Source organism: Corynebacterium ureicelerivorans (genome assembly GCF_000747315.1).
In the GTDB taxonomy this organism is placed as follows: domain Bacteria; phylum Actinomycetota; class Actinomycetes; order Mycobacteriales; family Mycobacteriaceae; genus Corynebacterium; species Corynebacterium mucifaciens.
Window position 1 is genome coordinate 536,952 of sequence record NZ_CP009215.1, and the last position, 23,323, is coordinate 560,274.

Below are 23,323 nucleotides of genomic sequence, written 5' to 3' on the forward strand. Positions count from 1 at the left end.
CCTGATAAGCATAAGGGCGAATTCGGGTGTCATGTGTATCAACCTTTCTGTATCTAGCTGCCTACGCAGAGGGGGATGGACTGGTTAACTGAAGTATGTTTCAGTAATGCGCTTAGCGTAGTAGACGTGTCCGGCATCGGTTAGGTGGCCTGCGAGCTTGTGTGAGGCATCGTCTGCAATGGAAGCGCCGTAACGGCCCGGATCGTTCGAGCAACCATTCTTTCCGCTTTCTACGGAAATTTCGGCAACCATGTCAAGAAACTCGCTATTCGTATCAGCGGCAGCTCGTCGCTGCTGCTCGCGAATTTCGTCTTGGTAGTAGGCTACCAACGGAAAGTACCAGTGACTGGTAACGTTTAAAAGATTAGATCCACAGGTGTGGTTGAAACCATCTGTCTCATCGGGAATCCCGAGGATGATCACCTTGGCGCTAGGCGCGGTTTCCTTGATGCGATTAATTGCTCCCACCATCGCCTCGTTGAAGCGTTCCATCCGTTGTTCCTGGGTGGTTTTTGAAGGGAAGTTACTGGGCTGGTAGGTGTCGTTCACGCCAGCGCTGATGGTGACCAGCCGGGTATTGGAATCAAGACTGCCATCCCTGATGGCTCGTTCAACTTGCTGACGAACTGTGTCATGTGGAATCGAATCATTTTCCGTAGGTTCTACATAAGCAGTGGCACCGGGGCACGAGTAGTCTTCTAGGCGCAGACCGGTGCTTCGCGCGGCCTGAGCTGCAAAATTGTTGGGGTCCTGCGCACAAAAACCTTCTCGGATCGTCGGCCATTGTATCGAGGGGTTTTTCAGCTTCGCTCGGTAGACGGTGACATCCAAGGCGGTCGGATTCGCACCTACTGAGTCGCCAAAGCTGACGTAGCTTTCCTTGACGTGGCTATTGACTGGTGGGGCCGGCTCTAATTCTTCAAGCTGGGGAACGTTAGGCGCAGGAAGGTTAGGAACTTGAGGAAGGTTAGGCGCGGGAAGGTTAGGGACTTGGGGAAGGTTAGGCGCGGGAAGGTTAGGGACTTGGGGAAGGTTAGGCGCGACGGGTGCCGAGAGTTCAGGCAGATTAGGCGCAGCATCGGCAACTGGGAGCATAGCGCCACAGGCCAATGCGGTCAGGAGAGTAGCACCAAATTTATAAAACCTCATGTGTTCCTTTCCGGCGATATTCGTGTCGCCTAGTTGTACTTAAGCCCTCCAAAGGGTTTCCGAAGATAGTAGCTCATCCAGATCCAGCCGCCATCTTTTTGCAGCTTTAGTCATATCTGGCCAACAGGTGACGTACAGAGTTTTACTATCTTTGAAGGGAATCTCGTCTTAAAATTCAACAGATGGAACAGGTGGAACGAAGGGAGCTAGCATGACTTCGCCATTGCGCATCTTCAGAATCTTCCTCCGCCTCGGCTGCACCTCGTTCGGCGGGCCGACGACGCACCCGGGGTATTTCCGCGACGAATTCGTGGAGAAGCGGAAGTGGTTTTCGGACAAGCAGTACGCCGACCTGGTGGCGCTGTGCCAATTCCTGCCCGGGCCGGCGTCGAGCCAGGTGGGTATGGCGATCGGCCTGCAGCGCGCCGGGTACCTGGGCATGTTCCTGGCGTGGGTGGGCTTCACGCTGCCGTCGGTGCTGCTCATGGTGGCGTTCGCGCTGGGCGTCGCGTAGTTGGGCGATATCAGCGAGGCAGGCTGGCTGCTCGGTCTGAAGGCTGCGGCTGTCACTGTCGTGGCGCAGGCTGTGTACGGCATGACGAAGAACCTGGTCACCGGCAAGATTCACGCCGCGATCGCCGTGGCTGCGCTGGTGCTCGTTCTGCTCGTGCCGCACCCGCTCATCCAGGTCGGGGCGATCGTGCTCGGCATTGTTGCTGGTCTGGCGTTCCTGCGCGTCAAGAAGGAGGCGGACGACCAGCCCCAGGCTGAGAGCGGGTCGCGCACCTTCGGCATCGTCTGCCTGGTGCTGTTCTTCGCGTTGCTGTTTGTGCGGGCGCCCTCGTCTTCGGCGGCGGCCACGTGGTGCTGCCGCTGCTGGAGACCGTCACGGTCGGCCCCGGGCTCGTGGACCACGACACCTTCCTCGCCGGCTACGGCGCCGCCCAGGCCATGCCGGGCCCGCTGTTCACTTTCGCGTCCTTCCTCGGTGCGAGTGCGCAGGGCATGAACTGGGCGTTGGGGGCGACGATTGCCACCGTCGCGATCTTCCTGCCCGCGGCGCTGCTCGTCCTCGGCGCGATCCCGTTCTGGGAGCGCCTCCGCACGATGTCGCGCGCGGGTGCCGCTTTCGCCGGCGCGAACGCCGCAGTGGTGGGCATTCTCGGTGCTGCGCTGTACACCCCGGTCTTCACCGCCGGCATCACAGGCGTGGTCACGCTGTCCATCGCTGTGGTCTGCTACGCCGCGCTGACCTCGTGGAAGGTCCCGCCGTGGGCCGTGGTCATCGGTGCGGCCCTCGTCGGATGGATCGCGCTGTGAACCCGCTCTTCGAGGTTTCCGACATACCGCACTGGCAGCTCCCCGGCTTCCAGCGCACCTTCCGGCCGGGCGAGCTCACCTTCGGACTCGCCTTGCCCATCGAGGAAGACGCAGAGGAGAACCCGCTCGACAGCCTGGACAACCAGCTGCGCCTCATCCGCAAGGCCGAGGCTGGGGGAGTGGCCGCCATCTGGGTGCGCGACATCCCGCTGCGCGTCGAGACGTTCGGCGATGTCGGCCAGGTCTACGACCCCTGGATGTACCTGAGCTACATAGCCGCGGACACCTCTTCGATCGCGCTCGGCACCGCCGCCATCGTCGTGCCATTCCAGCACCCGCTGCTCATGGCCAAGCGCGCCGGAACCATCGACCGGCTTTCCGGCGGCCGCTTCCTCATGGGCGTGGCCACGGGCGACCGCCCCGAGGAGTTCCCCGCGTTCGGCCAGGACAAAGGCAAGCGCGACGAGGAATTCCGCGAAAGAATCGCAGCTTATCGACGAGCCACCCTCACCACCCACACCCCCTGCTCGAGGGTGCGGCCGTTTCGCGACGCAGTACCGTTGTCCGCGACCCACGTCGTGGCGAGTGCGGGGCAGTGAACGGCGCTGGCCAAAATACGCGCCGGGTCGTGGACATCGCCCTCGACGAGCGCGAGAGCAGAGCAGAAATAATCGGAGCCCGACGCGAAGTTATACGTGCCGTCCACCGGGTCGATCACCTACGTGCGCCCACTTGTCGACGCCTTCGCCGCGCCCTCTTCGCCCACGATCCCGTCGTCGGGGCGCAGGGCCTCGAGTGCTCCCGCGACGAAGTCCTCGGCTGCCGTGTCGGCGTTGGTGACAACGTCGGACACCGAGGTCTTTTGGCCGGTCTCGAGGCCCTCGTCGCGCATGCTCAGCGCTAAGCCCCCGGCTGTCTCGACGAGGGCTTGGGCGAGCTCGGCGTCGGTGGAATTACGGTGCGATTCAATGAAAGCTGCGGTAGACACAGCCGCCATTACTCCTGAACGTAGACATTCGAGCCGAGCTTGTGGAATTCCTTGGCCATTTCGCGCTCGCCGCGGCGGTAGTCGGTGCCGCCGGCGAAGCTCGGGATGCCCAGATCGGTGATGAGCCTCTTGTTCTTGTCGTCCAGTGCCTCATCGATCGCGTCGCCGAATTCGTCGCGGATGTCCTGGCTGATGCGCATCGAGCAGAACTTCGGCCCGCACATGGAGCAGAAGTGCGCCGTCTTCGCGGGCTCCGCCGGAAGGGTTTCATCGTGGTAGGACTGCGCGGTCTCCGGGTCGAGGGAGAGCGCGAACTGGTCGTGCCAGCGGAACTCGAAGCGGGCCTTGCTCATCGCGTCGTCCCAGTCGCGCGCGCCCGGGTGGCCCTTCGCCACGTCGGCCGCGTGCGCGGCGACCTTGTACGTGATCACGCCCGTCTTCACGTCGTCGCGGTTGGGAAGTCCCAGGTGCTCCTTGGGGGTGACGTAGCACAGCATGGCCGTGCCGCCCATGGCGATGTTGGCCGCGCCGATGGCTGAAGTGATGTGGTCGTAGCCCGGCGCGATGTCGGTGACCAGGGGGCCGAGGGTGTAAAACGGTGCGCCGCCGCACCATTCCTCTTCCTTCTCGTTGTTCACCTGGATCATGTTCAGCGGCACGTGGCCGGGGCCCTCGATCATCACCTGGACGTCGTACTCCCAGGCCCGCTTGCACAGCTCGCCGATGGTCTTCAGCTCGGCGAACTGGGCCGCGTCGTTGGCGTCGGCCACGGAGCCGGGGCGCAGGCCGTCGCCAAGCGAGAATGCGACGTCGTACTGCGCGAAGATCTCGCAGAGCTCGTCGAAGTTTTCGTACAGGAAGGACTCCTTGTGGTGCGCCAGGCACCAGCCGGCCATGATGGAGCCGCCGCGAGAAACGATGCCGGTGACGCGCTTCGACGTCAGCGGCACGTACGGTAGGCGCACGCCAGCGTGGACGGTCATGTAATCCACGCCCTGCTCGCACTGCTCGATGACGGTGTCGCGGAAGATCTCCCATGTCAGGTCTTCCGCAATGCCGTTGACTTTTTCCAGCGCCTGGTAGATGGGCACGGTGCCGATCGGCACGGGCGAGTTGCGCAGGATCCACTCGCGGGTGGCGTGGATGTCGTCGCCGGTGGACAGGTCCATCACGGTGTCCGCGCCCCAACGGGTGGCCCAACGCAGCTTGTCCACCTCCTCGCGGATGGAGGAGGTCACTGCGGAGTTGCCGATGTTGGCGTTGATCTTGGTCAAAAACGCGTTGCCGATGATCATCGGCTCGCTCTCCGGGTGGTTGACGTTGTTCGGGATGATGGCGCGCCCCGCGGCGACCTCTGCGCGCACCTTTTCCACGTCGCAGTGCTCACGCAATGCCACGAACTCCATCTCGCGGGTGATCTCGCCGCGCCGGGCGTACGCCATCTGCGTCACTCGCTTGCCGTTTTTGGCGCGCAGTGGTTTGCGTGATTCGCCCCGCCACTCCTCACTGGCGCTGCCGCGTTTGAGGGCGGAGCGGCCGTCGTCAAGCAGGTTGCGCTTGCGACCCGTGTACTCTTCCACGTCCCCGCGGGCGGTGATCCACTCGCCGCGCAGGTTGGGCAGGCCCACCTCCGGCTCCGCGTACGGGCCGCGGGTGCGGTAGACCTTGAACGGCGCGTTCGGGCCGGTGGGGGAGTCATCCAACTGGATCGCGGTCTCCGGCACCTCCAGCCCGTTGTGCGTGATCGGGGCATAGGAGTGCTTCGGGTGGATTTCGTTTGCGTACAAGTCGGCATGCGTGTGTGGCACGACCTTCTCCTTAACTTCCTTCGCTGGTGCTAACCAGACAGGTTCGAACGGTGCTCGCGCTGGCGTCAGCGCGATCTCAGCCCGGTGCCCCGGGCGCCCGTGTGGGGTCTCGAGCTACCTTATCCCGTCTTGGCTGTTTCGTCAGCCTGTTCGCTAGACTTCCCCCTTATGCAGCCGGAGACTCACGCGCGGATCAAGGACTTACGCTCCACCCTTTCCACCATTGAGAAGGTGATGGACCTCGACGCCCTCCGCGAGCGCGCCCGCGAGCTCGAGGCCCAAGCGGGCGACCCGTCCCTGTGGGACGATCCGGCTCACGCGCAGAAAGTCACCACGGAGCTGTCCAACGTGCAGGCGCGGCTGAAGAAGGTCTCCTCGCTGCGCTCGCGTATCGACGACCTGCCGGTCATGTACGAACTGGCCGAAGAAGAAGGCGACGCGACGATGGCCGACGAAGAGCTGGCAGACGTCGCCGCGCAGATCGATTCGCTGGAGGTGCAAACCATGCTCTCCGGGGAATACGACCAGCGCGAGGCCGTGGTGAATATCCGCTCCGGCGCCGGTGGCGTGGACGCGGCGGACTGGGCAGAAATGCTGATGCGCATGTACACCCGCTGGGCGGAAAAGGCCGGCCACAAGGTGGATGTTTACGACATCTCCTACGCCGAAGAGGCCGGCATCAAATCCGCCACCTTCGTCGTGCACGGCGAGTACCTGTACGGCCAGCTCTCGGTGGAGCAGGGGGCGCACCGGCTCGTGCGCATCTCGCCCTTTGACAACCAGGGCCGCCGCCAAACCTCTTTCGCCGAGGTGGAGGTGCTTCCTGTGGTGGAGCAGACCGACCACATCGACATCCCGGACTCCGACATCCGCGTGGACGTCTACCGCTCCTCCGGCCCGGGCGGGCAGAGCGTGAACACCACCGACTCCGCGGTGCGCATTACCCACCTGCCCACGGGCATCGTGGTGACGTGCCAGAACGAGAAGTCCCAGATTCAGAACAAGGCCTCGGCGCTGAACGTCTTGCAGTCCAAGTTGTTGGAGAAGAAGCGCCAGGAAGAAAAGGCGGAGATGGAGGCGCTCGGCGCTGGCGGCAACGCAAGCTGGGGCAACCAGATGCGTTCCTACGTGCTGCACCCGTACCAGATGGTGAAGGACCTGCGCACCGAGTACGAGGTGGGCGACCCGCAAAAGGTGTTGGACGGCGACATCGACGGCTTCCTCGAGGCCGGCATCCGCTGGCGCATGGCCCAGCAGCAGGAGGCGTAGGGGCGGCGGTTGTGACAGATCTGCCGTCCGCCCCTGCAGCGACCTGGGGAAAGTGACAGATGTGCCGCGCCGCGCTTTGTGTCAAGTGGTTGTGAACGGGTTTGGGTGTTAGATCGTGATGGGTTGTGGGGGTGGGGCGGTTTGGGTGGTGGTGCGGATGATGCTGACTTCTGCTGGAAGGCTTGTGCCGGCTTTGGTGTCCGGTAGTTGTGTGATGGCGCCTTGGCTCAGTGCGGTTCGCATCGCTTCTTCACGTTTGTGCTGCAGTTGTATCCAGGTGCCGTCGAGGACTGCTTGTGGTGGGTAGTAGTTGATCCCGCTGTGCGGGGTGGCGTTGTAGACCGGCACCCAAGCGCTGACCCAGGCGTTGGCTTCGCTCAGCGTGGTAAAGGTTTTCGGATAGTAAGTCCTGGTCTTTAGGGTGTGAAACACCGACTCGGCGTGCGGGTTGTCGTTGCTGGTGTGCGGCCGGTTCAACGAGCGGGCCACACCGTGTTCGGCGAACAGTTTGCCGAGTCGTTTGCTGGTCATCGCAGCACCGTTGTCGGAGTGCACGGTGTGCACATCGGGAAAACGAGTGAAGATGTCGGCGAACATCGCTGCTGCAAGTTGGCTGTTTTCTCGTTCGGCGACGACGAACCCGACGATGGCACGCGAGTACAGATCGATCACCATGTGCAACGCGAAGGTTTGCCCGTAGTACTGGCCAGGCAAAAACGTAATGTCCCAGCACAACACCTGTCCGGGGGCGGTGGCGTGCACATGCGGCGGCGCGGCGGTGTGGCGGCGTGTAGCTTGTCTGGCTTTGGTGTTGTGGCGTTGGTGCAACAGTTTGCCATGGGCTTTGGCCACTCGGTAAAAGCTGCGCAGACTCGCCAGATAGATCCCGTTGTTCAACGCGGCGTAAAACACCTGGTCCACCCCGCAATGCGGATTGCCATCTAGTATTTCTACGATGCGTTTCACAGTGGCATCCGGCAACCGGTTGATCCGGCGTTGGTGATGCGGAATCGGGTTGTCGGTGCGTGGGCGCGGATTGGTTTCGTAGAAGACCCGGCTGCGCGACACGCCGATAATGCCCATTGCTTTCGTTTTGGAGTAACCGACGGAAACAAGCTGGTTGATCAGCGTTTCTTCCGCTTGCCGTCCTTGCTCGTAGAGGCGTTGTTGGGCGTCGGTGAGGACTTTTCCTCCGCGTCTGAGTCCACGCCAGGTGCTCCTGGCATGGACGCTAAAGCTTTTCCCAACACGTCAGTGGCCAACTCAGCCCGCTCTGCCCTTTCCGTCGCCTTATCCAGGGCACGCTGCATTGCTTCTTCCCGGCGTTTCGCGTCGAGTTCCAGCTTGCGCTTGTCCTGCGTTAGCGCGGAAATTTCCTTGCGCAGCTGCTGAATTTCAGCGCATTCATCCATCGTCAACGTTCCAACCCTCCTTGGCCTTGTGCGTGTCGGCAGATCACCGTCCGCCACCATTGCTGTCCAGCGTCGCACGGTGTGAGAGCCAAGTCCATGCGCAACCAACCACGCTTCTTTCTGGCCATGCGGTACTAACCCGTACTCGACAACCACCTCACGGATGTATTCCGCACTAGGTTTGCCCAGGTAGGCAGCATCCGCCAAGTGTTTGGCACGCTCGGCACCGCCAAGGCCGTCATCAGTGGTTTTCGATTTCTGCAATGCGCGGGCCCAACGCTTGATATTGAGGTATTGGATTCCCTGCCGAGCACACCACAGGCCCTTCGTCCCATAGGGCAACACGTTGTAAATCGTGATCATCTGCCGCTGCTGTGCTGGATGAAACCAACTACCGGAACCGGTCGTGCGGTACGGGGAGAACACGAACGCCACCGACTCAGGCGACGCTAACGTCTCATCATCGAGCACTTCCCCCACCGCCAGCACACGCGGCGGCATCGCCAAGATCTCCTCGACTTCCTCACGCGACGTCTTAGGCTTGACCTTCCGGGCAACCACCGGGACCTCAACAGCCGGAGCCGACGTCAACACCGACGGCACCAACTGAGGCAACTGCGAATCGGTCATGAACAAAACCTCCTACGGTTCGTCGTTCACAACCACTTGACACAAAGCGCCGGCTGCAGCATCTGTCACCGTGGCCGCGGCCCTAGACGTCGCGCAGGTCGATGCCCTTCGTCTCCGGGAGGATCTTCATGCTGATGAGCGTGAGCACGCACAGCACCACAACGTAGATGCCGGAGATGTGCGCCAGATCGTGCGACGTGAACCATTGGAAGATGTAGGGCGCGGTGCCGCCGAAGACGGCCACGGACAGGGAGTACGCAAAACCGATGCTGCTGGTGCGTTGCGAGGTGGGGAAGACTTCCGCCATCACCGGGGCCAGTAGCGCGCCGCCGGCGGCGACCGCCACCACGGCAATGGTCGCTGCGACCAGCATGGTCCACGGGCGCGAATCGATCATGCCCATCAGGGGGATCTGCAGAAGGCCCACGGAGATGGCGAAGGTGTACATCACCGGCTTGCGGCCGATACGGTCAGACAACGCACCCCACAGCGGCAATGCGATCAGGCCGCAGGTTTGCGCAAACACGGACACCCAGTACGCGCCTTGGGTGGACATGCCCTCGTGCGTGATGGCGTAGGTGGAAACGTACGAGGTCCAGGTGTAGTGGGCGGCCGTGACGCCGGAGACCATGCCGACGACCAGCAGGATGTTCGCCCAGTTCGATCGGACCGGGGTGTGCGGCCGGGTATCGGAAAGGTCCTCGTAGGATGCGGCGCCGCCGTCCTGGATCTCGTTGAAGTGCTCGGATTCCTGCATGTGGCGGCGCAGGTAGAGGGCAACGAACGCCGCGACGGCACCCAGCCAGAATGGGATGCGCCAGCCCCACGCGCCGATCTGCTCGTCGGTAAGCAGAAGCGAAATGATGCCGCCGAGCGTGTACGCGATCACCGAGCCGCCGAAGATGGACATGTAGACCATCGAGCCCCACTTTCCGCGGCGGTCCCGCGGGGCGATCTCCGGGATGTAGCTGTTGGCCGTGGCGGATTCGCCGCCGTGCGCGAAGCCCTGGATGACGCGCACGAGCAGCAGCACCACCGACGCCCAGATCCCGATCTGCTCGTAGGTGGGCATGACGCCGATGATGACGGCGGACAGCGCCATGATGATGATGGTGATCATGAGGACGTTCTTGCGTCCGACGCGGTCGGCGACACGGCCGAAAATGATGCCGCCGAGCGGGCGGACCAAAAAGCCGACCGCGAAAACGCCGAACGTGGCGAGAAGGGCGGAGGTGGGGTCGGATTTGTCGAAGAAGGCTGCCGCGATAAACGGGGCGAAGACGGCGTAGGAGCTCCACTCGAACCACTCGAGTAGCTGGCCGATGAGGCTGGCGCCGAGCGACTTCCTGTCGGCGGGGCGTTCGGCTTGGATGTGGGTCGTGCCAATGTCGATGGGATGTGTCGTACTCACGGATCCTCCTTGGGGTTGGGCGTTTCAGCCGAAATGTATTGCTTGGATCACGTTGTCGGGGTGTAAATGGCCGAAAACACTGCAGCAGCGGCTTGACATACAGCGATTCACGTCATTCTGGCTGCTACAAGCCACTTACCTTGGGTAATACCATTGGCGGGTTGTTCGCAGAGTGAACGTATGTGCTGTGTGTGCACCCTAAATTGGGGGGAGTAACAGCATGGGACGTTGGCCGTTTAAGGTGGGGTTTCACAACTTTGAGCCGGAATGCGTCGCGCGCCACACTTTCGCATGCGTACATTGAGCGCAACGGTGGCTTGCCACTCGGCAACAGCCCCGGTCTGGCGTTTCTAAGGAGGAACAATGGCTGCTCTCAGTCCAGAAGAACTGAGCACGGAGAGCCTCGCTGAGATCTTCGCTGCGGGTGGTCGGCCCGCTGACAGCGAGCGCGAAATCAAGATCATCGATACAACGTTGCGCGACGCGCACCAGTCCATCTGGGCTACCCGCATGCGCACCGAGCACATCATGGAGCTGCTTGACGACGTCACCAACGCCGGCTTCGAGCACGTCGACCTGGTTGCCCCGATCCAGTTCGACGTGCCAGTGCGCTACCTGCGGGAAGACCCGTGGGAGCGCGTGCGCAGGGTCCACGAGGCCGCACCGAACACGAAGTTCCGTTCCATGGTGCGCTCCCGCAACCTGGCGTCCTTCGACTTCCTGCCCGACGACGTCATCCATGCATGGGTGGAGCGGCTGTACGCCAACGGCTTCCGCGTGATCGGCGCCTTCGACGGCCTCAACGACATCGACAACATCGCCGACACCCTCATCCTGGCCAAGGAACTCGGCGCCGAGACGTACGGCTGCCTGTCCTACTGCCTGAGCCCGGTGCACACCGACCAGCTCTACATTGACAAGGCCCAGGAGCTTGTCGAGCGCACCGACGTCGACCGCATCATGCTCAAGGACGCCGGCGGCCTGCTCACCCCGGACCGCATGAAGACCCTCATCCCCGCGATCCGCAGTGCGATTGGCGACGAGCTGCCGCTTGAAGTCCACACCCACTCCCTCACCGGCCTTTCGCCGCTGACGTACATCTACGCTGCGGAGCTTGGCGTGGATTCGATCCACACCTCCATCGCTCCGCTTGCCAACGGCCAGGGTCAGCCCGCCACTCAGGCGCTCGCGCGCGACCTGCGTGCGCTGGGCTACACCGTGAACATCGACGACGAGCGCGTGGACAGCGCCAGCAAGAAGATCCAGGAGATTGCGGACCGCGAGGACAAGCCCGTGGGCAAACCTCGCGCGTTCGACGGCGTGCATTTCATGCACCAGCTGCCGGGCGGCATGCTCACCAACTTCGAGTCCCAGCTCGCCACTGCCGGCCTTTCCGACCGGTTCGAAGACCTGCTCTACGAGACAGCCCGCGTGCGCGAGGAGCTGGCGTACCCGATCATGATCACCCCGTTCGCTCAGTTTGTGGGCACTCAGGCAGTGATGAACGTGATCTCCGGAGAGCGCTACTCCGTGGTCCCCAACGAGATCAAGAAGTACGCGCTGGGCCACTACGGTGAGCCCCTCGCGCCGATCGACCCGGACGCGCTGGAGAAGATCAAGGCCAACGGCTCCTCCGAGATCACGGAGGGACGCCCCGAACTTGAACCGCGTCTGCCCGCGCTAAAGGAGCAGTACCCGGACGACGACATCGACACATTGCTGCTGCGCGCCAACATCCCGGGCAACAACGTCGACGAAATGCGCCGCTACGTCGCCGAGGGGCGCGCAGGCCAAGGCGAAGGCGTGCCAGGCGGTGAGCTGACAAAGCTCGTGCAGAAGATCTACGACACCACCGCCTCCGGCGAATTCCACCTCAAGACCGACGACCTCGAGATCAACCTGACCAAAAAAGGAGAGCAGTAACCATGTCTGACACCACCAACTTCAACGAGCTGAAATCCCTCCTTGACTGGGTCAACCAGTCCGGCGACATCGAAGAGCTGAGCATCAAGTACGGCGACATCGAGCTCGCGCTGTCCAAGACTCCGGGCGGGTTGAACCACCTCAAGGCGGCACCGGCGCCCGCTGCTCCGGCCCCTGCCCCCGCTGCACCGGCCGCTCCGATGCCGGCCCCGGAAGCCCCTCAAGCTGCGGCGCCGGCCCCGGCACCCGCTGAAGCGCCTGCCCAGGAGGCTGCAGCCCCGGCCCAGGAGCCGAAGGCGGATGCCGCTGCCGCGGGCTCGGGCAATGGCGTCGAGGTCAAGTCCCCGATGGTGGGCACGTTCTACGCCTCCCCGAAGCCTGGCGCGGACCCGTTTGTGAAGGTCGGCGACACCGTCGAGGTCGGCCAGGTGCTGGGCATCGTCGAGGTGATGAAGCTGATGAACAACATCGAGGCGAAGACCGCCGGCACCGTCACCGAGATCCTCGCGGAAAACGAGGACGCCGTCGAGCACGGCCAAACGCTGATGATCATCGAGCCGAAGTAGGGACCCATGGCTACATCCGAAAAGCTGCTGGACAGCGTCTTAATTGCCAACCGCGGCGAGATTGCCCTTCGCGTTATCCGCGCCTGCAAAGAGCTCGGGATCAAGAGCATCCTCGCGTACTCGGAAGGCGACCGTGATTCCCTGCCGGTAAAAGAGGCCGACCAGGCGGTCTGCATTGGCCCCGCGAACGCCGCGAAGAGCTACAACAGCCCGGAGCTGATCGTCTCCGCTGCGATGGCTTTCAAGGCCGATGCGATCCACCCCGGATACGGCTTCCTCTCCGAAAAGGCCGACTTCGTCAAAATGGTGGAGGAGGAAAACATCGGTTTCGTCGGCCCGTCGTCGGAGCACATCCGCCGCATGGGCGACAAGATCGAGGCGAAGAAGATCGCGCAGGCGGCGGGCGTTCCCACAGTTCCCGGCTCCGATGGCGTGGTTACCGAGTACGAGGAAGCTTTAGACGTCGCCAAGCAAACTGGCTTCCCGCTGCTAATTAAGGCAGCCGCTGGCGGCGGCGGACGCGGCATGCGCGTGGTGGAGTCCGAGGACACCCTAGAGAAGGACCTCAACGAGATCATGAACGAGGCGCAGTCCGCGTTCAACGACTCGTCCGTGTACATCGAGCGCTACCTCACCGACATCCGCCACATCGAAATCCAGGTGCTGGCGGACGGCGAGAACGCCATCGCGCTCGGTGAACGCGATTGCACCTCGCAGCGCCGCAACCAGAAGCTCATCGAGGAAGCGCCGTCGCCGGCGATTGACGACGAGCTCCGCGCGGGCCTCCAAGAGGCAGCCATCAATCTGTGCAAAGAGGTGGGCTACAAGAATGCGGGCACCGTCGAATTCGTCTTCGACAACATCGAGCGCAAGTACTACTTCATCGAGATGAACACCCGTATTCAGGTGGAGCACCCGGTCACCGAAATGATCACCGGTGTGGATCTGATTCAGGAGCAGCTGCGTATCGCTTCCGGGCAGAAGCTGCGGCTGACCCAGGACGACGTCCAGATCCGCGGCCACGCCATCGAGTGCCGCATCAACGCCGAGGACCCGAACGAGAACTTCGCGCCGCGCCCCGGCAAGATCGAGCACTACCGTACCCCGGGCGGGTTCGGTGTGCGCATGGACACCCACATCGAGACCGGCTACACCATCCCGCCGTTCTATGACTCGATGGTGGGCAAGCTGATCTGCTGGGCGGAGACCCGCGACGAGGCCATCGAGCGCACCCTTCGCGCCCTGGATGAGCTGAAGGTGGACGGTGTGGTGACCACCGCGCCGTTCCAGGCGCAGCTGATCAACAGCGACAAGTTCCGCTCCGGCGAGTTCAACACCGGCTACGTGGCAAAGATGCTGGAAAAGATAGACACGATCCCGACGGACGAATAAACGTCGCGTAGTCACCACAGGCAGCCGGGAGCGTTTCGCCCCGGCTGCCTGTTCGGCTTGAGGAGGCTTACTTGTTTCTTGTCCTGGCCATGCTGGTTGGCGCCATCGTGCCCGTCCAGACCGCGATCAACACGCGCCTTCGCATAAGCGTCGGCTCGCCGATCGCCGCGACCTTCCTCTCGTTCGTCGTGGCCGCGGTGGTCTCGTCCGTGATGGCGCTCTTGGCGACTGGCGAGCTGGTGCCCAACTTGACGGTAGCCACTGCGCAGCCCTGGTGGGCTTGGTTAGGCGGCTTCATGGGCGTGATGTTCATCGCCGGCAACATCGTGCTCTTTCCCAAGCTCGGCCCGGTGCAAACTGTCATCCTGCCGATCTTGGGCCAGGCCATCATGGGTCTTCTCATCGACCGGTTCGGGCTTTTCCAATCCCCGCATGTCGCGGTGGGCGCGCTGCGGCTTTTGGGCGCGCTCATTGTCGTCCTGGGCATTGCCATGGTGCTCGAAGTCGGGCGCCGCCCCGCCAGCCGGGGCACCGCAGATGGCCCCACGGTGTGGTTGCTGCGGGGCTTCGGTGTGCTGATGGGCATGGGCTCGGCCACTCAGACGGCCGTCAACGGCCACCTCGGCCGCGCGCTATCCAGCCCGGTTCAGGCAGGGCAGATCTCCCTCGTGGTTGGCCTGCTACTGCTGTTTGCCATGTCGGTCCTGCTGTCGGGGCCAAGACGGGCGCTTACCAGCGGTGTCGCACCCGGCCCGTGGTGGATGTGGCTCGGTGGCGTGCTCGGTGCCTTCTTTGTGTTTGGCGGTGCCGCGCTGTCGCCGATTTTGGGCACTGGCACCACCGTCATCGCGGCCTTGGTCGGCAACATTCTCTGCGGCCAAGTGCTCGAGTCTCTCGGTGTGGGTACCGGCAGGCACCGTGCCTTGCCCACGGCGTACCGCCTCACGGGTCTCGCTGTCGTCCTCGTGGGGGTGGGAATGGTGCGGCTGCTGTAGCCGTGCTTTACGCGCGCAAGTTTCTCCACCGCTCCAAGGTGAGCGTGGGGGACAGCGAGCGCGAGACGCACGTGGCGAACGCGCCGTTTTCGTGCTGCTCCTCCGTGAAAATGCTGTCGCGGTGGTCCGGCGTGCCGTCTGTCACCCGCATGATGCAGGTGCCGCAGGTTCCCTCCTCACACTGCGACAGGATCGGCACGTCTTCGTCTTCCAACACGCCCAAGACAGATTCGCCCTCGGGGACGGTGTAGGTGGCGCCGTTCAAGATCACCTGGAACGCACCGTCCGCATCGTGGTTGCCGGCAAGTGTTTCCTCGGTCGCTCGAAACATTTCGAAGTGGATGTTCGCGGCGGGAAGGAATTGGGAGGCGACCTCAATCACGCCGTCCATGAACCCTTGAGGCCCGCAGACGTACAGGTGGGTCTCGTCTGGCGGGGTGGGGGAGGCGGTGAGCGCTTCCTCGATGTAGCCAGCCTGCTTGTCCCGCTCGCCGCTGGCGAAGATGCTCTTGGTCTGCCCGCTGAGGTACGTGTCGATGAGGTGGCGCATGAGGGCGCGCTCCTGGCTGGATGCGAAGTAGAGCACCGTGTAGTCGGCTTGCTGTATTTGTAGCTCCCGGGCGAGCGAAAAGATCGGGGCGATGCCCACGCCTGCGCCTATAAGGACGGAGCGCTCGGCCTGCGCAGCCAGGCCGAAGTTGTTGCGGGGCGGTCGGATTCGCACAGTGTCGCCCGGCTGGATGTTGTGCGCGGCGATGGAGCCGCCGCGGGAATCGTCCTCCAACTTCACTTCGATGCCGTACACGGCGTCCCCGCCGGCATGCTCGGTGCCGAGTCGGTGCATGGGAAACAGGGAATACTGTCGCACCAGTTCGCTGCCGTCCTGGGCACGGAGGATGAAGTCGGCGTGGCAACCGGGCTCGTAACCGGGGATGGGGGAGCCGTCCGCGGCCTTCAGCGTAATCAGGGCGACGCCGTGGGCGCGCTCGACGTGGATCGCGGTGAGCTCAATGACCCCGGCGCCACCGGCATCACCGGCGCCACGAGCGCCACCAGCGTCCTGGTCGCTGCGCTGTTTACGTTGCGCCAGGGCGGCCTCGCGGTCGGCGGCATTCGGATCTGGGCTCTTTCTCCGGCCACCGAAGATCGCGCTCAAACCGCTGAGTCCGTTGTTCTTACCCACGTAGGCCTCCACTTGAAACGTTGTTGCAGAAACTGGTTGCTGGTCACCTTTGTAACTGTTAGTATAAACGCACGCAAAAGTGATCGAGAACACACTGAGGTGTGATTATTGCTCAATCAACACCAGGATGTGGTGAACGAGGACACCTCTTCTGTCTTTTGCGGCACGGCAACAATGATTCGCTGCCCTGTACTCGGGCCGTAACTGCTTGGAAAGTGATGCAGATGACCGTCAGCACTAACGCCCGCGAGGGCAGTCAGTACCAACATCCGGTGCATCCGGACATCCTCCCGATGTCGGACAACCCCTACGAGGACTTCCGGTACTTCTACCGTGACGGGATGCCGCTTCGTCCCGCGCCGAAGCGCCGCACGCAGCGGCCCGGGTGGTCCACTCTCCGCCACAACCTCTTTGACAGGTGGCACACCGTGGCCGACGAGTGGGAGGGCTACACCAGCTTCCAAACCAAGCTGTTGGACGACCACATGTGGCAAACGGACGAGACCGGCGCCCGGCTCGCGGAAGCATTCAAGCGCGACGGTGCGAAAAAGTCGCGCGCCGATTTTGAGACGGCGCTGAACGAGGGCATTGACAAGGTCGCCGATCCGTCCCCGGAACTGGTTGACTTCTTCGCCGAGGTGGACAACATCCCGGACTGGATCGACCTCGAGGCCGCAGAGCGCGGACGCGTTGCGTATTACAACGTCACGCCTTCCGCGGAGCTGCTTTCCATCGGCTTCGCCTACTGGGCCACCACGATGGAGGACCGCACCTCCGCCGCCACCGGTGAGACCGCCATGTTCGAGATCGAGTCTTTCACCCGGATCATCGAGACGGTGAAGTTCTTCGTCGACTTGGGCAAGAAGGGAGTGTTCGACCGCTACAGCGACGGGCTGAAAGCTGCCGTGCGCGTGCGGCTGCTCCACGCCCAGGCCAACCGGGGGTTGGAAAAGCTGTGGGGCCCGGACCACTACAACGAGTTCGGCTATCCCATCGGCTCGTCCTTCCTCGTCTCCGGTGAAGGCTGGTTCGCGCTCATGCCGATCGGGGTGGACGAGTTCTTCGGCCGCCCGCACTCCGGCGAAGAGTGGGACGACGTGGCCATGTACTGGGCTTGGGTGCTCTACCTGATGGGTGCGGAGGAGCGCCTCATTCCGAAGACCGGCGATGAGATGCGGAAGATGACGGACTTCATCTACGCCAACGGCGGGTACTCATCGTCCTACCACGTACGCGTGGCTACCGCGCTGATGGGCATCTTGGAGGACCTGGACCCGAAGATGCCTGCCCAGGTGCTAGGGGCACTGTCGTTGATCATCGGCGACGAGGACACGAAGTTCATGGTGAAGGGATCCCGGTTCGAGGGCACGCGGTACCTGCACTGGAAGATCGGCTTCCTACTGAAGGCCAAGGCTGAGGCGGTCGCTTACCGCGTGCGCGACAAACTCCCCGGCGCCTACGCGGCGAAGGTGAAAAAGGCTGGCGACGGCAAGCCACCGTGGTCCGGCGTGTTCAAGCAGATTGAGGACTACATCGCCGAGAAAGCCCCGCACGTCAAGGCCGAGTACAAGCTGCACGACGAATCCAAGGAAGGCCTGCGCTAACCGGCGCGGCGCCCACAACGACACAAGGAGCAGGACCATGACACAAACGTTTACCGAGAACCCGCTGGCGCAAGACCACTACAACCGTGCGGACTGGCCGACGGCGCGCGGCAGCCGCGAAGCATTCGTCGAGAAGTTCGGCGAGGAGCGGGCCGAGCGGTTCCAGCAGGCCTTCTGGGCCATGGACCCCGTCGCTGACGCGCTCTACACCAGCGGCAACAAATCCAAGGTCGTGATGCCGAACCTGCGGCAGGCCCTTGCGCGGGGCGAAGCGGACGAGGACACGCTGCCCGAGGTCAAGGCGCTCATCGACGACATGAATGCCGCCCTCGATGGCGTGGACTGGGAGCGCATCGAGCGCGGCCAGCGCGCCGCGTTGGCTATCCCCGTGCTTGCGCAGAACCTCTCGCTTGGCCCGGGCGCGCTGATCCACACCTATTCCGCCCCCTCCATCGCCGATATCCTCGCCAACACCGGCGAGCTCACCGAGGGCGCGGTGCACCGTCTGGCATACACCACCAACTGGATCTACTCGGTGTACCTCAAAGACGGCTTGCGGCCGGGCAACGTCAGCTACATCCACACCGGCATGGTCCGCGCCATGCACGCGCACGTGCGCCGGGTGCAGACGCAGCTCGGGCTCGACTACTCCGAGTGGGGCGCGCCGATCAGCGAGTTGGACATGTTCCGCACCTGGTTCGACTTCACCTACATCGCGTTTACGTACCTGCGGAACTTGGGCTACCGCCTCTCGCTGGAGGAAGAGCAGGACCTGTTCTACCTCTGGCGGGTAGTCGGCCGCATGCTGGGTATCCCGGGCGATATTTTGGAGCCGGAGACGGACATCGACGCCTCGTAGGAGACCATCGACGCAATCCACTTCGTTGACGGCGAGCCGAACGAAGCCTCGCATGCGCTGGTGGAGGCGCTGTTTAGCGGCTTCCGCACCAACGTGAAGGCCCTGCTGCCGTTCCCGGACGAATCCATCGACGACTGGATGTACACCGCGACCCGCCTCATGCACGGCGACGAGGTTGCTGACGTTTACAACGTGCCGCACGCGGTGTCCCGGCCGTTCGCGGAGCTCGAGCTGCCGCTGACCCAGCAGCGATTCGACCTGCTGCGCGCCAACCCCGAGGCGCTGGAGCGGGAAGTGGAGCAGAACCATCAAACGCTTCTCGACGCGCTGACGCAGGAAACCTCCTACATGGGGCAAGACCAAGGCATCAAAATGAGCGATGGAGCTTACAGGCCGGGCGCTTAGTGATAGAGTTCACAAGCGTTGTATTACGTGCCAACCACTTCCCGAAAGGAACACATCACAATGGCTAACCAGTACCGAGTGCAAAACCCCGTGACCAACGAGGTCGTGGAGACCTTCGATTTCGCTACCGACCAGGAGATCCAGGACATCCTGGACCGTTCGGAGGAGGCGTTCAAGACGTGGCGCACGACGTCCTACGAGGAGCGCGCAGCAATCGTCGGCAAGGCAGCGCAGCTGCTGAAGGAGCGCGCTACCGAGCTGGCGCAGATCGCGGCGGAGGAGATGGGTAAGCCCATCCCGGAGGGTGAGTGGGAGATGAACTTCTCCGGCGACATCCTGCAGTTCTACGCGGACAACGCCGCAGAGCACTCCGCGGACAAGAAGGTCGACGTGCCGGGCGGCAAGGCCGTGGTCCGCCGCCTGCCGCTGGGAACGCTCCTGGGCATCATGCCGTGGAACTACCCGATCTACCAGATCGCACGCTTCGCCGGCCCGAACCTGATGAACGGCAACTGCATCATTCTCAAGCACGCCGAGATCACGCCGAAGTCCGCCGCCGCATTCGAGCAGGTGCTCAAGGACGCCGGCCTTCCCGACGGCGTGTACATCAACGTCTACGCCACCCACGATCAGATCGAAACGATCATCGCCGACCCGCGCGTGCAGGGTGTCTCCCTGACCGGCTCCGAGCGCGCTGGCAAGAAGGTCGCGGAGACCGCGGGCAAGAACCTGAAGAAGGTCGTGCTTGAGCTCGGCGGCACCGACCCGTACGTCATCCTCGACGCGGCCGACGTGCGCGCGGCCGCCCAGGAGGCGTGGGACAAGCGCGTCCACAACGCCGGCCAGGCCTGCACCTCCAACAAGCGCATCATCGTCATGGATGACATCTACGACCAGTTCGTGGACGAGATGGTGGCCATCGCCGAGGGCTACTCCAAGGGCGACCCGGCCAACCCGGGTGAGAACGAGTACTTCCCCATGTCCTCCCGCCAGGCCGCGGAGACCCTGGACGACCAGGTCAAGCGCGCCGTCGCCCAGGGCGCAACCCTGCGCACCGGCGGCGAGATGGACGACACCTCCGCGTATTACTCCCCGGCGGTATTGACCGATCTGCCGGTGGGCTCCGACGTGTACTACGAGGAGTTCTTCGGCCCAGTGGCGGAGATCTACAAGGTTTCTTCCGAGGCTGAGGCCGTGGAGCTGGCCAACAACTCCTACCAGGGCCTGGGTGGCGCGGTGTTCTCCGACGACACTGACCGCGCCATCAAGGTCGCGGACCAGATTGAAACCGGCATGATCCACGTCAACTTGGGGCAGTACTTCTCCGCGGTTCTGCCGTTCGGTGGCGTCAAGCGCTCCGGCTTCGGCCGCGAGCTCTCCGTCTTCGCGCTCGACGAGTTTGTGAACAAGCAGTACCTCTACGTCAACGACTAAACCGCTGACCCGCAAGCGCTGAGCAATCCCGCCTTCCCCAAGGCGGGATTTTTCATGCGCGGCCGTGACAGGCTACCGCGCGCCGGGTGAGCAGTTATTACCCCGGCAAAATTCACTGTCGCCACATGCGTGACAGGTAAGGTGGGCCGCGTGATCCGATTCGACCATGTGACCAAGTCGTACCCGACGTCCGCGCGCCCCGCGCTCGACGATGTCACGCTCGACATCCCCGACGGCGAGTTCGTGTTCCTCATCGGCGCGTCCGGCTCCGGCAAGTCAACGTTCCTGGAGCTGCTGATCCGTGAAGAAAATGTCTCCGCGGGGGATATCTACTTCGACGACTTCCACGTCAACACCCTCACCGGGAAACAGGTGAACAAGCTACGTCAATCTATCGGCTACGTGTTCCAGGATTTCCGCCTGCTTCCCAGGCTCAACGTCTACGACAACGTGGCGTTCGCGCTTGAGGTCATCGGCAAACCCAAGGAGCGCATTGCCAAGCTCGTCCCCGAGGCGCTTGAGCTCGTCGGCCTCGCATCGAAGGCGAAGCGGATGCCCCAGGAACTGTCGGGCGGTGAGCAGCAGCGCGTGGCTATTGCGAGAGCGTTCGTCGATAAGCCGAAGCTCATGCTTTGCGACGAGCCTACGGGCAACCTCGACCCAGGCACCGCCGACGAGATCATGGCCCTGCTGGCGCGCATTAACCGCATGGGCACCACGGTGATCATGTCCACCCACAACGCGCGCGCGGTGGACGACATGCGCAAGCGCGTGATCGAGCTGCAGCTGGGCAAGATCGTGCGCGATGAAGACAACGGCGTCTACGGGGACGTGAGGAGGTAGCTATGAACTGGGGATTTATCGGTAGAGAAGGCGTCAAGGGCCTCGGGCGCAACCTCACCATGACCATCGCGCTGATCATTACGACCGCGCTGTCGCTGGTTCTCGTAGGTGCGGGTGTGCTGATTTCCAAGGCGACGACGCAAACCAAAGACCTGTACCTGGACCGGGTGGAGGTCATGGTCGAGCTGAACGAAGACATCTCCGCGAACGACTCGGACTGCTCTTCCGAGGCATGCAGGCAGGTCCGCGACACGCTTCAGGCCGACGACCGCGTGGAGCAGGTGACCTTCCGTTCGCGGGAGCAGTCGTACGAGCGCTTTAAAGAACTGTTCCAGGATGCGGAGCCCGAGCTGGTGCGCGAGACCACCCCGGACGCGCTGCCTGCTGCGCTGCACGTCCGCCTGACGGATCCCACGGACACCGCGCCGTTGGACGCCATCCGCGACATGGAGCAGGTGGAGGTCATCTCCGACCAGGCGGACACGGTGCGCTCCGCCGCGGGCACCCTGAACACCTTCCGCAACGTCGCGTTCGCCGTCGCCGCAGCTCAGGCGCTTGCGGCCGTGTTCCTGATTGCGAATATGGTGCAGCTGGCGGCGTACAACCGCCGCGAGCAGATTGGCATCATGCGCATGGTGGGTGCCTCCCGCTGGTTCACGCAAGCTCCGTTCGTGCTCGAGGCCGTGCTGTCGGTGCTTATCGGCGCCGTACTGGCCACCGTCGGCGTGTGGGCGGGCAAGCAGTTCATTGTGGACCCGCTGCTGGGCGACCTGTACGCCTCCCAGCTAATCGCGCGCGTGCCGGATAGCACCGTGTGGGCTGTCATGCCGTTGGTCGGCCTGGCCGCGGTGGTGCTCGGCGGCCTCGCCGCGCAGGTGGCGCTTCGCTCCTACGTGCGCAAGTAGTAGGCTTAACCCTCTTATGTCCAAGAAGAACAAGAAGACGAAGCTCTCCAATACCGGTGTGCTTGCCACCAACCGGAAGGCTCGGCACGACTACACCATCTTGGACACCTGGGAGTGCGGCCTCGTGCTGCAGGGCACCGAGATTAAAGCCCTGCGCGAGGGCAAGGTGTCGCTCGTGGAGGCGTTCGCCACCGTCGACAACGGCGAGGTGTGGCTGCGCAACATGCACATCCCCGAATACTCCCGGGGCCACTGGACCAACCACCCGCCGCGCCGCACCCGCAAGCTGCTACTGCACCGGCGCGAGATCGACTCGCTGCAGGGCAAGGTTCGCGACGGCAACCGCACGCTGATCCCGTTGTCGCTTTATCTCAAAGACGGCCGCGCGAAGGTGGAGCTCGGCCTTGCGCAAGGTAAGCAGGACTACGACAAGCGCCGCGATATCAAGCGCCGGACGGAGGACCGCGAGATCACCCGCGACCTCGGCCGCAAGCTCAAGGGGATCAAGGCCTAACTCCGGATTTGAGTACGGTGGGTGCCTATGAAGAAGGCACTTATCACTGGAGCATCTCGTGGCATCGGCCGCGCCATCGCCGAAGAGCTGGGCAAAGATCACCACATCTACGCCGGGGCGTCGAAGGACGCGTCTGAGGTAGTGTCGGCGTTGCCCAGCGCCGATCCGTTCGAGGCGGACCTCACCGACACCGACGCGATTCTGCGCGCGGCCTCGCAGATCGAGGAGCTGGACGTGCTCGTCCTCGCCGCAGGCGTGATGGACCACGGCCCGCTGGAGGAGCTCACGGATGAAAAGTGGCGGGAAATGATGGAGGTCAACCTCTTCGCCCCCGTCACCCTGACCCGCGCGCTGCTTCCCGCTTTGCGACGTTCCTCCGGCCTCATCATCACCATCAACTCGGGCGCCGGCTTTCGGGGTTTCGCCGAGAACTCGGCCTACTGCGCCTCCAAGTTCGCGCTCCGTGGCTTCACCGAGTCCCTGCAGGAGGAAGAGGCAGGCAAGGTCCGCGTGACCTCACTGCACCCGGGCCGCACCAACACCGACATGCTCGCGGGCGACAACGGCCGCCCGAAGATGGATGCCGTCGAGGTGGCCAAAGCGGCTCGGCTGGCCGTCGATGCCGGCCCAGATGCGGTGGTGGAGTTCCTCCGCGTGCGCCCCGCACGCACCTAAATCGGCCGGGCTTGCGGTGGGGGAGTGTGGGGTGTAGA

At 63.3% G+C, this 23,323-nt stretch carries 19 protein-coding genes and 3 pseudogenes; 15 read left to right on the plus strand and 7 right to left on the minus strand.

Annotation, left to right across the window (positions count from 1 at the left end; all coding sequences use genetic code 11):
- Window positions 1-84 precede the first annotated feature (84 nt).
- Complete coding sequence (locus CUREI_RS11895) at window positions 85-831, minus strand: GDSL-type esterase/lipase family protein (RefSeq protein WP_158407444.1); 747 nt, start codon at window positions 829-831, stop codon at window positions 85-87.
- 529 nt (window positions 832-1,360) lie between these two features.
- On the opposite strand from CUREI_RS11895, the pseudogene chrA reads away from it, so the two are divergent.
- Both chrA and CUREI_RS02715 read left to right on the plus strand, forming a co-directional pair.
- Window positions 1,361-2,469, plus strand: a pseudogene (gene chrA, locus CUREI_RS02710) (chromate efflux transporter).
- Window positions 2,454-2,993, plus strand: a pseudogene (locus tag CUREI_RS02715) (LLM class flavin-dependent oxidoreductase); the annotation flags it as partial. The pseudogenes chrA and CUREI_RS02715, both read left to right, overlap by 16 nt.
- 32 nt (window positions 2,994-3,025) lie before the next feature.
- On the opposite strand, the pseudogene CUREI_RS02720 reads toward CUREI_RS02715, so the two are convergent.
- Both CUREI_RS02720 and thiC read right to left on the minus strand, forming a co-directional pair.
- Window positions 3,026-3,466, minus strand: a pseudogene (locus tag CUREI_RS02720) (inositol monophosphatase family protein); the annotation flags it as partial.
- Window positions 3,466-5,265, minus strand: coding sequence for a phosphomethylpyrimidine synthase ThiC (gene thiC, locus CUREI_RS02725; RefSeq protein WP_038610138.1), 1,800 nt, complete (start codon window positions 5,263-5,265; stop codon window positions 3,466-3,468). The gene thiC and the pseudogene CUREI_RS02720, both read right to left, overlap by 1 nt.
- Before the next feature lie 168 nt (window positions 5,266-5,433).
- Here thiC and prfB point away from each other — a divergent pair, with 168 nt between their 5' ends.
- Complete coding sequence (prfB, locus tag CUREI_RS02730) at window positions 5,434-6,534, plus strand: peptide chain release factor 2 (RefSeq protein ID WP_038610141.1); 1,101 nt, start codon at window positions 5,434-5,436, stop codon at window positions 6,532-6,534.
- A gap of 108 nt (window positions 6,535-6,642) precedes the next feature.
- On the opposite strand, the gene CUREI_RS02735 is transcribed toward prfB, so the two are convergent.
- The 3 genes from CUREI_RS02735 to CUREI_RS02745 form a co-directional block, all read right to left on the minus strand.
- Window positions 6,643-7,662: an IS3 family transposase gene (locus CUREI_RS02735; protein ID WP_236627273.1), complete on the minus strand. Its 1,020-nt coding sequence runs from the start codon at window positions 7,660-7,662 to the stop codon at window positions 6,643-6,645.
- Window positions 7,659-8,576 carry a hypothetical protein gene (locus tag CUREI_RS02740; RefSeq protein ID WP_038609203.1) on the minus strand — a complete coding sequence of 306 codons (918 nt, stop codon included), beginning with the start codon at window positions 8,574-8,576 and terminating at the stop codon, window positions 7,659-7,661. Before CUREI_RS02740 ends, CUREI_RS02735 begins: the two co-directional genes overlap by 4 nt.
- 82 nt (window positions 8,577-8,658) lie before the next feature.
- Window positions 8,659-9,987 (minus strand): MFS transporter, encoded by a 1,329-nt coding sequence (locus CUREI_RS02745; RefSeq protein WP_051952158.1) that lies wholly within the window; start codon window positions 9,985-9,987, stop codon window positions 8,659-8,661.
- Window positions 9,988-10,350: 363 nt separating this feature from the next.
- Here CUREI_RS02745 and CUREI_RS02750 point away from each other — a divergent pair, with 363 nt between their 5' ends.
- From CUREI_RS02750 to CUREI_RS02765, 4 genes are all read left to right on the plus strand, one after another.
- Window positions 10,351-11,910 (plus strand): pyruvate carboxylase subunit B, encoded by a 1,560-nt coding sequence (locus tag CUREI_RS02750; protein WP_038610144.1) that lies wholly within the window; start codon window positions 10,351-10,353, stop codon window positions 11,908-11,910.
- A gap of 2 nt (window positions 11,911-11,912) precedes the next feature.
- The gene (accB, locus tag CUREI_RS02755; protein ID WP_038610147.1) at window positions 11,913-12,476 is read left to right on the plus strand and encodes an acetyl-CoA carboxylase biotin carboxyl carrier protein; all 564 of its coding nucleotides are present in this window, start codon (window positions 11,913-11,915) and stop codon (window positions 12,474-12,476) included.
- 6 nt (window positions 12,477-12,482) lie between these two features.
- The gene (gene accC / locus CUREI_RS02760) at window positions 12,483-13,868 is read left to right on the plus strand and encodes an acetyl-CoA carboxylase biotin carboxylase subunit (protein WP_084768133.1); all 1,386 of its coding nucleotides are present in this window, start codon (window positions 12,483-12,485) and stop codon (window positions 13,866-13,868) included.
- Window positions 13,869-13,939: 71 nt separating this feature from the next.
- The gene (locus tag CUREI_RS02765; protein ID WP_051952159.1) at window positions 13,940-14,863 is read left to right on the plus strand and encodes a DMT family transporter; all 924 of its coding nucleotides are present in this window, start codon (window positions 13,940-13,942) and stop codon (window positions 14,861-14,863) included.
- A gap of 7 nt (window positions 14,864-14,870) precedes the next feature.
- Here CUREI_RS02765 and CUREI_RS02770 read toward each other — a convergent pair whose 3' ends face one another.
- Window positions 14,871-16,046, minus strand: a complete 1,176-nt coding sequence (locus tag CUREI_RS02770) for a PDR/VanB family oxidoreductase (protein ID WP_144242394.1) — start codon at window positions 16,044-16,046, stop codon at window positions 14,871-14,873.
- Window positions 16,047-16,270: 224 nt separating this feature from the next.
- On the opposite strand from CUREI_RS02770, the gene CUREI_RS02775 reads away from it, so the two are divergent.
- The 8 genes from CUREI_RS02775 (at window position 16,271) to CUREI_RS02805 (ending at window position 23,285) form a co-directional block, all read left to right on the plus strand.
- A complete protein-coding gene (locus CUREI_RS02775; protein ID WP_236627248.1) occupies window positions 16,271-17,650 on the plus strand; it encodes an oxygenase MpaB family protein in 1,380 nt (459 codons plus the stop codon).
- 37 nt (window positions 17,651-17,687) lie between these two features.
- Window positions 17,688-18,509 carry an oxygenase MpaB family protein gene (locus CUREI_RS02780; RefSeq protein WP_236627249.1) on the plus strand — a complete coding sequence of 274 codons (822 nt, stop codon included), beginning with the start codon at window positions 17,688-17,690 and terminating at the stop codon, window positions 18,507-18,509.
- Between the two features lie 60 nt (window positions 18,510-18,569).
- Window positions 18,570-18,914, plus strand: coding sequence for a hypothetical protein (locus tag CUREI_RS12590; RefSeq protein ID WP_236627250.1), 345 nt, complete (start codon window positions 18,570-18,572; stop codon window positions 18,912-18,914).
- A 60-nt stretch (window positions 18,915-18,974) separates the two neighbouring features.
- Window positions 18,975-20,348, plus strand: a complete 1,374-nt coding sequence (locus CUREI_RS02785; RefSeq protein ID WP_038610153.1) for an NAD-dependent succinate-semialdehyde dehydrogenase — start codon at window positions 18,975-18,977, stop codon at window positions 20,346-20,348.
- Window positions 20,349-20,498: 150 nt separating this feature from the next.
- Window positions 20,499-21,191, plus strand: a complete 693-nt coding sequence (ftsE, locus tag CUREI_RS02790; protein WP_038610156.1) for a cell division ATP-binding protein FtsE — start codon at window positions 20,499-20,501, stop codon at window positions 21,189-21,191.
- Window positions 21,192-21,193: 2 nt separating this feature from the next.
- Entirely contained in the window at window positions 21,194-22,096 is a 903-nt protein-coding gene (gene ftsX, locus CUREI_RS02795; RefSeq protein WP_038610159.1) for a permease-like cell division protein FtsX, read from the plus strand.
- 16 nt (window positions 22,097-22,112) lie between these two features.
- A complete protein-coding gene (gene smpB, locus CUREI_RS02800; protein WP_038610163.1) occupies window positions 22,113-22,610 on the plus strand; it encodes an SsrA-binding protein SmpB in 498 nt (165 codons plus the stop codon).
- Window positions 22,611-22,637: 27 nt separating this feature from the next.
- On the plus strand, window positions 22,638-23,285 hold the full coding sequence (locus tag CUREI_RS02805) for an SDR family oxidoreductase (protein WP_038610166.1): 648 nt from the start codon (window positions 22,638-22,640) through the stop codon (window positions 23,283-23,285).
- Window positions 23,286-23,323: the final 38 nt, after the last annotated feature.

Bases quoted from the DNA above. Each gene is read 5' to 3' on its own strand.
- prfB (WP_038610141.1), top strand. From the start codon at position 5,434: ATGCAGCCGGAGACTCACGCGCGGATCAAGGACTTACGCTCCACCCTT.
- CUREI_RS02775 (WP_236627248.1), top strand. From the start codon at position 16,271: ATGACCGTCAGCACTAACGCCCGCGAGGGCAGTCAGTACCAACATCCG.
- CUREI_RS02785 (WP_038610153.1), top strand. From the start codon at position 18,975: ATGGCTAACCAGTACCGAGTGCAAAACCCCGTGACCAACGAGGTCGTG.
- CUREI_RS02780 (WP_236627249.1), top strand. From the start codon at position 17,688: ATGACACAAACGTTTACCGAGAACCCGCTGGCGCAAGACCACTACAAC.
- CUREI_RS02750 (WP_038610144.1), top strand. From the start codon at position 10,351: ATGGCTGCTCTCAGTCCAGAAGAACTGAGCACGGAGAGCCTCGCTGAG.
- ftsX (WP_038610159.1), top strand. From the start codon at position 21,194: ATGAACTGGGGATTTATCGGTAGAGAAGGCGTCAAGGGCCTCGGGCGC.
- smpB (WP_038610163.1), top strand. From the start codon at position 22,113: ATGTCCAAGAAGAACAAGAAGACGAAGCTCTCCAATACCGGTGTGCTT.
- CUREI_RS02805 (WP_038610166.1), top strand. From the start codon at position 22,638: ATGAAGAAGGCACTTATCACTGGAGCATCTCGTGGCATCGGCCGCGCC.
- CUREI_RS02740 (WP_038609203.1), bottom strand. From the start codon at position 8,576: ATGACCGATTCGCAGTTGCCTCAGTTGGTGCCGTCGGTGTTGACGTCG.
- accC (WP_084768133.1), top strand. From the start codon at position 12,483: ATGGCTACATCCGAAAAGCTGCTGGACAGCGTCTTAATTGCCAACCGC.
- accB (WP_038610147.1), top strand. From the start codon at position 11,913: ATGTCTGACACCACCAACTTCAACGAGCTGAAATCCCTCCTTGACTGG.